This is a genomic window from Pseudoalteromonas maris, from assembly GCF_049257235.1.
Lineage (GTDB): Bacteria > Pseudomonadota > Gammaproteobacteria > Enterobacterales > Alteromonadaceae > Pseudoalteromonas.
Genome location: NZ_JBMMUF010000003.1, coordinates 214,062 through 227,158, shown reverse-complemented (window position 1 = coordinate 227,158; position 13,097 = coordinate 214,062). Strand labels below are relative to the sequence as shown.

At 45.0% G+C, this 13,097-nt stretch carries 14 protein-coding genes; 7 read left to right on the top strand and 7 right to left on the bottom strand.

Annotated features, from left to right (window positions below; translation table 11 throughout):
• Positions 1–310: 310 nt before the first annotated feature.
• The 4 genes from AAEU32_RS05970 to AAEU32_RS05955 form a co-directional block, all read right to left on the bottom strand.
• Positions 311–655, bottom strand: a complete 345-nt coding sequence (locus tag AAEU32_RS05970) for a cupin domain-containing protein (protein WP_421969615.1) — start codon at positions 653–655, stop codon at positions 311–313.
• 21 nt (positions 656–676) lie between these two features.
• A complete protein-coding gene (locus AAEU32_RS05965; protein WP_421969614.1) occupies positions 677–1,030 on the bottom strand; it encodes a gamma-glutamylcyclotransferase family protein in 354 nt (117 codons plus the stop codon).
• 15 nt (positions 1,031–1,045) lie between these two features.
• Positions 1,046–1,327 (bottom strand): hypothetical protein, encoded by a 282-nt coding sequence (locus AAEU32_RS05960; protein ID WP_421969613.1) that lies wholly within the window; start codon positions 1,325–1,327, stop codon positions 1,046–1,048.
• A gap of 613 nt (positions 1,328–1,940) precedes the next feature.
• Positions 1,941–2,438 (bottom strand): hypothetical protein, encoded by a 498-nt coding sequence (locus AAEU32_RS05955; protein WP_421969612.1) that lies wholly within the window; start codon positions 2,436–2,438, stop codon positions 1,941–1,943.
• A 556-nt stretch (positions 2,439–2,994) separates the two neighbouring features.
• On the opposite strand from AAEU32_RS05955, the gene AAEU32_RS05950 reads away from it, so the two are divergent.
• The 7 genes from AAEU32_RS05950 to AAEU32_RS05920 all read left to right on the top strand — a co-directional run bounded on the left by AAEU32_RS05950 (position 2,995) and on the right by AAEU32_RS05920 (position 11,389).
• The gene (locus AAEU32_RS05950; protein WP_421969798.1) at positions 2,995–3,558 is read left to right on the top strand and encodes an RNA polymerase sigma factor; all 564 of its coding nucleotides are present in this window, start codon (positions 2,995–2,997) and stop codon (positions 3,556–3,558) included.
• Positions 3,545–4,054 carry a hypothetical protein gene (locus tag AAEU32_RS05945; protein ID WP_421969611.1) on the top strand — a complete coding sequence of 170 codons (510 nt, stop codon included), beginning with the start codon at positions 3,545–3,547 and terminating at the stop codon, positions 4,052–4,054. Before AAEU32_RS05950 ends, AAEU32_RS05945 begins: the two co-directional genes overlap by 14 nt.
• A 9-nt stretch (positions 4,055–4,063) precedes the next feature.
• Positions 4,064–5,026 (top strand): DUF4097 family beta strand repeat-containing protein, encoded by a 963-nt coding sequence (locus AAEU32_RS05940; RefSeq protein ID WP_421969610.1) that lies wholly within the window; start codon positions 4,064–4,066, stop codon positions 5,024–5,026.
• A gap of 138 nt (positions 5,027–5,164) precedes the next feature.
• Positions 5,165–6,544 carry a replicative DNA helicase gene (gene dnaB / locus AAEU32_RS05935; protein ID WP_421969609.1) on the top strand — a complete coding sequence of 460 codons (1,380 nt, stop codon included), beginning with the start codon at positions 5,165–5,167 and terminating at the stop codon, positions 6,542–6,544.
• A 5-nt stretch (positions 6,545–6,549) separates the two neighbouring features.
• Complete coding sequence (gene alr / locus AAEU32_RS05930; protein ID WP_421969608.1) at positions 6,550–7,629, top strand: alanine racemase; 1,080 nt, start codon at positions 6,550–6,552, stop codon at positions 7,627–7,629.
• Positions 7,630–7,785: 156 nt separating this feature from the next.
• Positions 7,786–8,766, top strand: a complete 981-nt coding sequence (locus AAEU32_RS05925) for an FHA domain-containing protein (protein ID WP_421969607.1) — start codon at positions 7,786–7,788, stop codon at positions 8,764–8,766.
• A gap of 13 nt (positions 8,767–8,779) precedes the next feature.
• Positions 8,780–11,389: a protein kinase domain-containing protein gene (locus AAEU32_RS05920; RefSeq protein ID WP_421969797.1), complete on the top strand. Its 2,610-nt coding sequence runs from the start codon at positions 8,780–8,782 to the stop codon at positions 11,387–11,389.
• Here the strand turns inward: AAEU32_RS05920 and AAEU32_RS05915 are convergent.
• From AAEU32_RS05915 to AAEU32_RS05905, 3 genes are all read right to left on the bottom strand, one after another.
• Positions 11,386–11,922: a DP-EP family protein gene (locus tag AAEU32_RS05915; protein WP_421969606.1), complete on the bottom strand. Its 537-nt coding sequence runs from the start codon at positions 11,920–11,922 to the stop codon at positions 11,386–11,388. The two genes, AAEU32_RS05920 and AAEU32_RS05915, sit on opposite strands and share 4 nt — an antisense overlap.
• 141 nt (positions 11,923–12,063) lie before the next feature.
• A complete protein-coding gene (locus AAEU32_RS05910; RefSeq protein ID WP_421969605.1) occupies positions 12,064–12,495 on the bottom strand; it encodes a secondary thiamine-phosphate synthase enzyme YjbQ in 432 nt (143 codons plus the stop codon).
• 11 nt (positions 12,496–12,506) lie between these two features.
• Entirely contained in the window at positions 12,507–12,941 is a 435-nt protein-coding gene (locus AAEU32_RS05905; protein WP_421969604.1) for a transcriptional repressor, read from the bottom strand.
• Between the last annotated feature and the right edge of the window lie 156 nt (positions 12,942–13,097).

The window sequence follows — 13,097 nt, the reverse complement described above, 5'->3', positions numbered from 1 at the left end:
AATTATGGCTTCAACAATGATTAAGAATTTATATATTGGTCTCATTTGTTAGCTTACATGTTTGCAGAGAGCACATTGCGCATTCTTCTACCACAATACTGCTCGCTTTGTCCTTTATTCATTGATAACAAATTCTTGTAGGGCTTACTAGTGTGGATAATGCAACAGGTTGCTTAAAGTCGTGACCCGTCAAAAAGGAGCGGTTGAGTCTTTTTCATGAGTAAGCAGGTTACGTCGAAAAGGTTATTATTCAAAAACACTTGAAAGACAGCTCTTCGCAGACACTAAGCTGATATAAAAGCCAGTCGATTCAAGCTAACACCCTATCCCCATGGCTAGGGGGTGTTGAGGTGACGATAAAGCACAGGTGTTCATCATGTTTATTTTTAAGTTGGTGCGGTGTGTTGGCAGGGATGTGCATGCCTTGTTGTGGGTGTAGTTCATGTTCTTCGCCATCCACTTCGATGGTGGCGATGCCGCAAAGTATAAAGAAGAACTGTTCAGCGTGTTCGTGATAATGAAGAACTTCTTCACAACCCGGTGGCATACGTTCTTGGATAACGCTGAGGTTGGCCGATTTCACTAAATGCCAACCATCGCAGTTGTCACCCCAGATGTAGTGCTCTGAGTTTTCTATACCGACAATTTTTACCATTGTTGAGTCAGGCCTCGTTGTTTATTGTCTACCTGACTCTGTTTCGGCACATACATAAGCCCACGCCTTTTTACCTGATTGAAATTTACCGAGTACGCGCATGTATTCATCCACTTCATATTCATCGGCTTGGGCGAGTTCAGCAGCGGTGATCGCAAATACGGTGCCCTCAACGGCATCGCTGTGTTTACCTGTGTATTTGAGTATTGGGTGAAACGCTTTGCCACTGGTTTTCACCACTGCTTGGTCTTTGATCTTTACTTCGCTCAGTGTGTAGCCAATAAGCACATCTTTTTCGCCTGTAAGCAGGCGGCCAAATGTTTCTTTTTGCACGTGTTCTAGTTGCAATGTGCCGTAGGAGAACAACTTTTCCATTAGTGACCTTTATGTTTAATCGTCTTCTTGATATCGCTCTGAAATAGCGACAGCTCTTTGATATGAGGCTAAATTATCAAATAGTGTGTAATTTTTGACTTGTTCCCATGCTACAGCACCTAATTGGTTTGCATCCCAACTTGATTCTGATGCTCCCTCAGGGATGATGCCAACGATAAAAAGTCGACCTGCTTGAACTTCAAATTTAGGATTGACTAAATCGTGACTGCAATCAGAATCAACCAATCGCATTGAGATACATTTGCCGCTGAAATCTGGCATATATTCCTTATCCACTTACTCGGTCCTCTGAGTTATTAAGAACTTTGAGCTTTAGATTACCTGCGATTAACGTAAATTCCAATTGGCGTATTTTCTAAAACTCAGATCTCTATTTGAGCTCGATGTGTCAGTGATTGCCCCTTGCGTTTGCTTTGAGCCGGATGGTGTTGGTAGCAAAACGAGGCACTCCGTTGTTTCAAGCACACTGCACAACAAAACCTGATTTCTGCAGCGCGAATCAAAATGGGGTAGAGCGATACCTATGGGTTTGGTTGTCTACCTGTTGGTAATTCTAATGTAGGTTGGTGCTTTGTGCCGACAAAGATGTTTTTGGATAGTTCTTGTCGCGTTGGCGACGGCAACCAAAGGGGGAGTGATTCGACTCCCTCTTTGGAAACTCCGCGAACCCGTGATTCGCTAATGCTTACGAACTCAGGTTTTTGTTAAACGTTCCGCTTAGCTTTCAACACGGTTTAACTCGTCGTCCTGACTCGGTAAACCTAGCTCGATATCCCTATCTCGCTGTCTCAAGCACGCTCCACAACAAAAGCCGATTTCTACAGCGCGAATCAAACCGGGGGAGGATGATACCTGTTAGAGTTGAATATCTGAATAAGCCAACGCCAAGCTAAGCGGCGCGCGTTAGCGCGTCCTTGCTTGAGCTTTTTGTTATACGTTTTTTCCACTGGATATGACCTTTAATGATCCTCAGGGTTATTTTCTTTTCTAGAATTGCGAAAAATTGTAGGAAGTACATCGGAACAAATAGCATCAGCGGGACTAATTGATGCTTGATCCCTGCGACCTCTTGCTTCGGATATACCAAAAACATAATCATGGCAAAAAACATATAAAGTATGGCAACCGTTGCTATGCTCCAATATCTGGCGATTGCCCAATTAACTCTAACTTCATGCTGTCTATTCCGTTTAACTGCTTTCAGCATTCGCAACTTTAATCTGCGAGAAAGCAAATTTCCATAAGCTGGAATTTTACTTGAAATACTTCGAAATACATTTGGGAGCCAGTTAAACAGCAACTTTGTTAGCAAGATACCTACAAGAACAAAAAATACTCCTGTAAACCACCATGATGGATCATTCAAATTTTTTAATATTTGGTCCATGATATTCCTTTACGTATAACAACTTATTAGTGAGACCTTGTAAGGTAGGCTACCTTGCAAGCTTAGTGAATACAACAGGTTAGTGAGTGTCTGCTACTTGCACTCTAAAACTAATCCATCAACATTAGAAGACGCATGAAATTAACTCGGTGTATCAGCTAAATCCCCTTACATTGCATCCGAAACGCGATACGAGAAGAGTAATCGCCCTTTGGACTAAGGGCGAAAACATGCCTAGGGCATGGACGCCCTATGCATGTTGGTTACGTTCACTTCTCGTGGCGCGTTGAGGAAATTATGCAATGTTGGGGCGCCTCGGGGTTCTTAGGGGCGGTTGGCGTAAACCGCCCCTAAGGTGCCGTCGCCACCGCGACAATAACTCACTTCAAAGTGCCATCGTCACTAAGATCAGCCAACTTCAAAAACAGCCAAAAATCCCCACTCCTTGCCATTGAAAAATAAATTAAAAATTTTTTTAAAACCATTTAAACCCTTTGTACTTTGGTGCGCGTCTAATACAGTAACAAAGCAAATAAACAACAACAGGATGACGCAGATGTTGGTTAATGCCGAGCAGGCATTCTCACAAACACAAACAGCGCAACAGGAGCAAAGTACCATCGAGCGAGCCCAGCAGGGCGACCAAGATGCCTTTTATACCCTGTATCAGAGCCACGTTAGACGTGTATATGCGTTGTGTCTTCGTCTGGTAGCCGACCCCGCGCAGGCTGAAGACGTAACACAGGAAGTGTTTGTGCAGTTGTGGCAAAAAATACAGAGCTTTGATGGTCGGTCGCAATTCAGTACATGGTTGCACCGAGTAGCGAGCAACATTGCGATTAGTTATCTACGTAAGCAGAAAAACTGGATACAGCGAGTTGTAAGCAGTGAAGACACGGGCATGGAGCATGAACAAGTTGCTCAGTGCCAAGAATTGAACGGCCTCGATAAGCTCATCGTGCGCTTACCAGAGCGAGCAAGGCAGGTATTTGTGCTGTATGCGGTAGAGGGTTATCGCCATGAAGAGATTGCACAAATGATGGATATGGCAGTGGGTTCTTCCAAATCCCAGTATCACCGAGCACGTGAGTTATTAAAGGAGTGGTATGAAAATGAGTAAACCAGATTTCGACCAGTTTTTAGATGAGCAGTTGCACACGCAGCAAAAAGAGCTTAGCCCAAGTCGTGATTTATGGCCCGGTATTGAGCATGCCATTAATTTACAAAGCAATGCGCAGCAACATAAAGCCAAGCGCAACTGGGTGATGCCTGCATTTGGCACAGCTGCCGCTGCAGTGTTGGTCGCTTTGGTTGGTTTAAATATGCCAATGCAAGGTGCACAAGAGAACAGCCAGTTTGCACTTATCAGTGATGTGTATGAACAGCAAAAGCAAAGCTTGTTGGTGCAGTATCAATCGCAACCAGCGCTAACAGATAATTGGCAAGCACAGCTTAGCGAATTAGAGCAGGCAGAAAAGGCGATTAAAGACGCTCTAGAAGATGACCCAAATAACCGCGCACTGCTTGGCATGCTTGCGCAAGTGTATCAGCAACAACTTGATTTAATTAATAAAGTGCATTCACCAAAACAAAGCACTGTATTACAGCATATTTAGGAGAACGACATGAAAGCATTAGCATATACCCTAGCATTGGTGCCTTGTTTAGCACTGGCAGGCGAGAAAATTGACGAACAAATTACTGTTCCTGCCGATGGCCGTATTTTTATCGATAACCAGCGTGGTGATATCACCATTAAAGGTTGGGATAAAGACAGCCTACAAATTAAAGGTGAACTTGATGATTTGGCCGAAGGCTATACATTAGAAACCCGCGGTCAACGCACCGACTTCATAGTAAAAATGCCAAAAAGCTACAACAGCGGTTGGAGTTGGGGCAAAAAGAATGATGGTGGCGAGGGCTCAAAACTGACTATCTATATGCCAATGCAAAGCGCATTGACCCTAGAGGGTGTTAATGTTGATGTGGATGTCAGCGAACTTAACAGTGAAAGCCGCATCGAAACGGTCAATGGTGACATTGATGCCAAAGACCTTTCAGGCACGCTAGTTTTTGAAACCGTTAATGGCGACGTTAATGGTACGAACTTGAAAGGTGATATTCGCTATCAAACGGTAAACGGTGATATCAACGATGTCGACTCGCAAGGTCAACTGCGCATGACGCTGGTGAATGGCGATGTGAACAGCACAACTGGGTCTGAGGATATCCGCTTTGAGAACGTCAATGGTGATTTGACATTGCGTGCACAGACTCTGGGTAGCCTTAAGATCAACACCGTAAATGGTGAACTTGAAGTGTATGTAAATGAACTCAAAGCGGACGCGCAAATTCGCGCTGAAAGTGTCAGTGGCGATTTTGACCTTTATCTGCCAAGCACAGTCTCAGCGCGCTTTGATTTAGAAGCACATGCGGGTGGCGATATTCGTAACGACCTGAGCAAAGACAAAGCAAAAGAAGCCAAGTATGGTCCTGGTGAAAGCCTTAGTTTCACGCTTGGCCAAGGCGAAGCTGAAGTAGAGGTAACAACCATTAGTGGTAACACACATCTGCGCAAAAAAGACTAAGCAGCCAAAACACGGATACAGCAACTCCCAACTTAAGCGGGCTCTTAGCCCGCTTCTTTTTTAAAAATGTAACACAGCAGTTGCATAGCCCCACTAAGCCGATAGAATAAAGTCATTGAACTCGCCAACTGAGTAACTATGGCCAAGATAGATAAACAGGTTGATAGCCTAAAAGTACCCCCGCATTCCATTGAAGCTGAACAGTCAGTACTAGGTGGCTTGATGCTCGACAACGAGGCATTTGACCGCGTGGCTGAGCTGGTGGTGGCACAAGACTTTTATACGCGTACCCACAGACTTATTTTTGAAGCAATGGAGCGCTTGGTCGAAGCAGGGCAACCTATTGACCTTATTACCATTTCCGAGTCGTTAGAGAAAAACAATCAACTTGATAGTGTCGGCGGCTTCGCTTACCTAGGTGAAATCGCTAAAAATACGCCAAGTGCTGCAAACATTTCAGCATATGCACACATTGTCCGTGAACGTGCGGTAGTACGTGAGATGATTGGTGTTGCTAACGAAATTGCTGAGGCAGGTTTTAATCCTGAAGGGCGAGATAGTCACGAGTTACTCGATCTTGCCGAGAGTAAAGTATTTAAAATCGCTGAACAGCGCACTAAAAGCACCGATGGTCCGCAAAACATCCATACTATTTTGGAAAAAACCGTCGATAAAATCGAAGAGCTATATCAGTCGCCACAAGATGGTGTGACCGGTGTGAGTACTGGATACTCAGACTTAGATAAAATGACCGCAGGTTTGCAACCTTCTGATTTGATCATTGTAGCAGCGCGTCCATCAATGGGTAAAACCACCTTTGCGATGAACTTGGCAGAGCATGCGGCGATGACGCAAGACAAGCCTGTGCTTATTTACTCTCTGGAGATGCCCTCAGAGCAAATCATGATGCGTATGCTCGCATCTTTGGGTCGTATCAACCAAACCAAGGTACGTACAGGTCAGCTCGATGACGATGATTGGGCGCGTTTATCATCAACAATGGGGCTACTCATTGAAAAAGGTAAGATGTACATCGATGATGCATCGGGCCTAACCCCTACAGATGTGCGCTCGCGTGCAAGACGTATTGCCCGTGACCATGGTGGCATTAGTATGATCATGGTCGACTACCTGCAGCTAATGCGTGTTCCCAGTCTTTCGGACAACCGTACTTTAGAAATTGCCGAAATATCACGATCTCTCAAAGCCTTAGCGAAAGAGTTGCAGTGTCCTGTTATTGCACTGTCTCAGCTTAACCGTACGCTAGAGCAACGTGCTGATAAGCGCCCAGTTAACTCTGACTTACGTGAATCAGGCTCAATCGAGCAGGACGCCGACTTAATCATGTTCATTTACCGTGATGAAGTATACAACGAAGACAGTATGGATAAAGGTACCGCCGAAATCATCATAGGTAAGCAGCGTAATGGTCCAATCGGTAAGGTCAGGTTAACCTTCCAAGGGCAATACTCACGCTTTGATAATTATGCCGGTCCGGCAATGGATGATGAGTATTAATTACTATGGCGCTAGCCACTGCAACCATTGATTTTTCAGCACTACAAAGCAATTTAGCGCGAGTAAAAGAACTCGCGCCAAACAGCCAAGTAATGGCGGTACTCAAGGCCAATGCGTATGGCCACGGGTTGGTAAAAATAGCGCAGCGCCTTGCTGATGCTGATGCCTTCGCTGTAGCTCGCATAGAAGAAGCCTTAGCGCTTCGTACCGGCGGCATCACCAAGCCGATTGTATTGCTTGAAGGGTTCTTTAAAGCCAGTGATATTGAGATTATGCTGGCGAATAACTTCCAAACGATTGTTCATGATGAGTATCAGCTCGCAGCACTTGAGCAAGCAAACTTAAGTGGCTGTATAAAGGTATGGCTGAAGGTTGATACCGGAATGCATCGCTTAGGTATTGAACCTCGTCAATTTGACGCTTTTTATAGCCGCTTAAAACACTGCCCAAACGTCTGCGACGATGTGCAACTTATGACGCACTTTGCCTGTGCAGATGATCTCAGCAATTCATATACCGACAAGCAGCTGACGACTTTTTTTGCGCTCGTAAACAACAAGCCAGAAGCATTATGCCTAGCCAATTCCGCAGCCATTATTAATTACCCACAAAGTCATGGCCAATGGGTGCGCCCAGGGCTGATGATGTATGGTGTATCGCCAGTACAAGGTAGGGTCTCTCAAGATCTTGGCTTGGAGCCGGTGATGAGCCTCAAAAGTGAAGTCATTGCAGTGCGTCATGTCCGCCAAGGTGAACTGGTAGGGTATGGTGGTCATTGGCAGGCCGACAAAGACACGCAATTGGCGGTAGTGGCAATTGGTTATGGTGATGGTTACCCACGCCATGCAGACAATGGCACTCCAGTACTTATTAATGGTCAACGCTATCCACTGGTTGGGCGGGTATCAATGGATATGATCACCGTTGATATCGGTGCGGATAACCGCAGTGTTGCAGTAGGCGATGAAGCATTGATGTGGGGACGTGAACTCGCTATCGAGGAGATAGCTGAGCGCGCGAACACCATTGCTTATGAGCTACTGTGCAACATTACCCCTCGAGTGAGTTACGAATACCTAGGTTAATTCAGCAAGTTAGATAGATTGCTAAGGTTTATGTGTCGCTGGCGCACAGTCGATTCATTGAGTGCGTCAGTTATTTATTTTTTGTTAAAAAAAGAAGAGAATGGTTAATTTAGCTTCTACAATTAAAAGAAATGGGTACAGGCGCGTGGGGTATTTATGGCTTACCTAATAGAATTAGACACGGATAAAGTAATTTATTTACACGCCCATCATAGCATCGGACGCTTTCAGTATAGTGTCGATACCTTGGTGGCCGATCCCAGTATATCGAAAATCCACGCTATCGTTGAATGGCAAGGAAACCATTGGCAGGTTAGGGATTTAAGTCGCAATGGTACCTGGCTCAATGGCATGCGTTTAGAAAAAGACAGCAGTGAAATTCTCAAATGCGATGACGTTATCAGCTTTGGCGGTAGCCATACTCGTGGTTTCCGTGTCGCCAATCTTGATAAGCCAAGTGATCTGTTGATTGTTCTCAATGAGCAAGGCCAGCCCACAGAAAACGCCATCGCGCTCTCAAGTTATAATTTAATCCCTGAAGAAAACCCTGAAGTCGCTGTATTTACCCAACGCGAAACAGGGCTATGGTGCTTTGAGCGCCTTGATGGGTCTATGTTCGAGCACACCATTATTATTGAGCACGATAGGGTGACTGATAGTAAACACACTTACCAGTTGCATTTAAGTCGTTTGGAAGCGGCGACGGCACTCAAAGAAGTGGCCACTGTAAAACTCGAAGACCTGCATTTTATTTTCTTCCTTACCTTGGATGAAGAGTCGGCAGAGTTGGTGATCAAAGGGCCCAAAGAAGAGCTTGATTTGGGCGAGCGGTGTCACCATTACCTCACGCTTAATCTCGCGCGTTACAAAGCGCAAGATGCAAAAAGTGGTGTTCATGAGTTGAGCCAAGGTTGGGTTGATACGGAAGTGATTGCCAAAGATCTTGGTATCGATTTACGCTACCTTAATATTCAAATCCACCGCGCTCGTAAGCAATTTAGTGACGCTTTAACAAGCATCCAAGGTGCCGATAACGTGATCGAGCGAAAACTGCGAAAAGTGCGTTTTAATGCCAGTAATTTCGAAATTTACAAAGGGCATCAACTCGAAGGTGCACTAAAACGAGCGTCTAATTAAGGTAAAGAAATTGATGTATTCACTGGCGCATTATGAGCTAAAAAAGCAAGTCTATCAGGGCGCCATGGGAACCGTGTATGAAGCGTTCGACACTAAGCTTGAGCGAACGGTCGCAATTAAAATCCTACATAATGAGAACCTTGACGGTGAAATGAGTGCTGAAGCACTTAATGAAGCCCGCTTTTTAGCTCGTTTAAATCATCCCAATATTATCCAAGTGTTTGATTGTGCAGAATATAAAGGTCAACACTACTTGGTCATGGAGTTTTGTCGAGGTAAGAACCTGCTGCAGTATCAAAAGCAGCACCTGTTAGGCCTTGAACAAAAACTTTCGGTACTGATCGATATTGCTAAAGGGTTAGAGCACGCTCACCGAAATGACATTATTCATCGCGATTTAAAGCCAAGTAACATACTGATCAGCGACTCGGGTGAAGTGAAAGTCGCAGATTTCGGTATTGCTGAGTTTATAGGCTCAGTTGATACCACATTAGCCAGTGCGGGCACGAGAGGATATATGTCACCGGAGCAAATTAAAGGCGAAGCTCTTGGACACAACAGTGATTGGTTCTCGTTTTGTGTGTTGGCCATTGAGTTTTTGACTAATCAGCATCCTTTTTCCCACCACAAGCCAAGTAACATCACCAAGGCCATATGCTCTGGGGATTACGCCGAGTTCGACAAGCTGCACACCGACATGCCCGTAGCGTTGACCAATATTTTGAAGCAAGGCCTATCTTTAAATGCCAATGAGCGCGTTAATGTGCGCCGTGGAGGTATGGCTAAACAGCTTATTCAAGTGCTGCAATTATTGGTACAACAGGCCATTATGGAGCAGCAAACTCAGCCTATTGACCCACCAACGCATGACCAAACTCAGAGCAACGCACAACCACAGGATGTAAAACAAGCATCCACTAAGAAAATGCCTTGGCTGCGATACGCTGTAACGGCATGTGTGTTTATCGGCGCTGTTGCGGCGGGAAGTTATTATTTAAAAAAGTATGTTTTTAAAGCACCAGTAGTGGCGATTCTACCCACCCACATTGATGAGCTTTCAGCTGAATTTTCGTATCACAAAAGTACCTTACAAGGAGCGGTTCAAAGCGCCTTGTGGCAGCAGCTTACAGCACAACACACTCAGCTTGTCAGCCATGCAGAAATGCGCATGGTGACACAAGGAATTGATGATTTAAAAACACACAATCCCAAAGCATATTTTGATCGCCTCGCGCAATACACGGGGGCTGAAGTGCTGGTATCAAGTCAGGTTTCGTGTCAGCAAATTCATTGTGCCGTAGAGGTTGCACGCTTAGCAGGGCCAGACTGGCATGTGGTTGACGCCAAGCAATGGCAAGCGAGTTTGTCAGATACTCATGGCATACATGAATCAGTGCGATTTTATGTGTCAGCTCTGTTTGATGGGCTGTCGACACTTGATGAAGAGCAGCAGCATCAGTTACATGCACAACTATTTAGTTACTATGGGCGTTACTATGAGCAAGGTGAAATAAGCGAAAACACCTTCTATGACGTTGTCGCATTAGTCAAACAAGAACCTAATTTTGGTGCAGGCTATACTCTGGTGCGTGAACTTGCGTTGCAATTACACAGTATTAAAGGAAACCGCGAGTTGGTTTATGTGGTTAACGACCTGCTCGATAAAGCGCCAAGGCACTATCAGCAGAGCACAGGGTTCGCAACAAACAAAGCGCTTATACTTCTGGCGTTGGGTGAGGCTGATGAGGCACTCCATTACATTGAAAAAATACGAGCTCAGGGTGGTGCTGAGGGCGAATATCAAAACCTAAAAGCGGCATATTACATTGAAGCAGGAGATCTTGAACACGGGCGGGAGCTATTGGAGCAATCGTTAATTACACGCCCTAATATTAACGTGCAAATGAAGCTAGCTTCTTTACTCTACAGCATGGGAGATGTGTCATCATCGCGTGCATTGCTCAATGATATTGTCACTAAATTGCCAAACCATGGTGATGCGCATCAATTGTTGACCGTTATAGCGCTGACGAATGGCGACTTCGATGACGTTATCACTCGCTATGAATCCAAACTCGCTGAGTCTAGTGACTCGCAGGGGGTGGCCAATGCCAGTACAGCGACTAATTTGGCTCTTGCGTACATGTATTCTCACAAGTATAACCAAGCGCAAAAGCTGGCTGCGAAGGCGTTGGCATTAGCACCGAATAACTCAGCGATGACCCTAAATTATGCCGATGCGTTAACGCTCTCGGGTATGGTGTATCAAGCCAAAGAACATTATCAGCGTGTTGTGGATATCAATAATGGCCAAGATTCAGCGTATTCATGGTCAGACAGAGCGCAAGCGTTTGCTCATTTAGGCGATTACCAGCAAGCGACTGTCGCCATTAAGGAAGCCTTAGATGCTGGGCCGGAACTGGCGGATATCTACTATGGTGCAGCGATTGTTTATAGTGAAATCGGTGATCAATATTCGGCACTGTATTACGCGAAAAAATCCATTGAAGCGGGTTATCAGTCGAGTTGGTTTTATGTGCCGTGGTTCAAGCCACTGTGTGCTCATCAGCAATTCACTTCTTTGCTAGAAGAGCCACAGCGACTGTGCTCAGTTGAACATTAGTTTTCTTTTGGGCGGTCCACAACGATGCGTGGGTCTTGCGACATATAAAACTTACCTGTGCTGGTATTTTTCGCAGTATAACGGAAGTTAACAGCAAGCGGTTGCGCACTGGCTGAAGGTTGCACCTCAATCACTCTATCCGGCGGCGGGTTGTTACCTAGCGCATAGCCAATAGTTACTGCAACATTACGCACCGTGATGGTCAATGTTTTACGGTCTTCACTCAGTTGTGAGTCGACATTGTAATTGCAGTTACTCTCGCTGCTCACGTATTCCACACCGTTACCAAAAAACTCCCAATCAGGATCAGTAATAGCTATTTCTAATATTGCTTCTTGGCGTTTTGCGATGCTGGGATTTGTTGGGTTGTTAGTGAAAGTAATGTTGAAGTCGTCAGGGCTATTTGGCATCCCATCACTGTTTTGCGTCACCCAGCGCTCTGTCGCGCTTGGGATCAGTGTGAAGTTTTGCGACGTGGTGTGATTGTTCGGTTCGCTAGGCACAATGATGGTGCTTGATTGCTGTGCAGTCATAATTAATCCTTATTAAGTGAAGCTCGTACGGCAGGTTAACTATAGCTTCTTGCTATTCAATATGGATGAAAATGTAATTGCTTGTAATAAATGAATTTATTGGTTAATAAAGTTTTGAAAATGCGCAAATTTATGTGGCTATCAAACGTAAAGTTGACCTTGCAAAGTGGCAATAATACGGCGTTCTCCACCGAAGTCTCGGTGTTCACCTAGGTAAATTCCTTGCCATGTGCCCAAAGCAAGTTGGCCATTACGAATAGGCAAAGTGAGTTCACATCCTAGCGTGCTCGATTTAATGTGAGCAGGCATATCGTCATCCCCTTCATAGGTGTGACGATAAAATGATTGGCGCTCTGGTACTGACCAATTGAAGTGTGATTCCATATCTTTACGAACGGTGGGGTCGGCATTTTCATTGATACTTAGACTTGCTGAAGTGTGCAATAGCATGAGGTGCACTAAACCCACTTGGTATTGGCTTATTTGTGGCAGCTGGGCTAATAGCTCTTGGTCAATTAAATGAAACCCGCGAGCTTTGGCGCTAAGTGTAATGTGTTGCTGTTGCCAACTCATTGCAGTGCTTACTATGACTGACAGTTTTGGCAGATGCCATGTGCTTCGATGGTTTGTGAGCTCACGCTAAAACCATGCTCAGCAGCAAGGGCGCTCAGCTCTGCTGAAATAACGCCGGAATGCAATTCGTCAACATGACCGCATTGGTCACAAATCAGCAATTGTACGGGATGAATTGACTCAAAGTGATGGCACAACATAAAGGAGTTAGTGCTTTCAATTTTATGAATAAACCCCTGTTCTGACAGAAAATCTAGAGCACGATAGATGGTTGCAGGCTTGGCGCTGTTTTCCGTGACCTTTAATTGCTCTAACAAATCATAGGCACCAACACCGCTTTTAGTACTCGCTAACAAGCGAAAGACCTTTTCTCTTATCGGAGTGAAGCGTGCGCCTTTACTCTCGCACATCCTTCTTGCTTTGTTTACTAGCGCATCTATGTTCATTCTCAACCTTACTACCGTCACTATTGCACGTATACTAGCATACTACGCCATAGAAAAATTACTACTGCTGTAACGGGTTAGCATTGAGGCTATTGATGCATTTTACGACTGCCATATCGCTGCGTAGTTGAACAGGTGAAATCTGTGGCTGTTTTG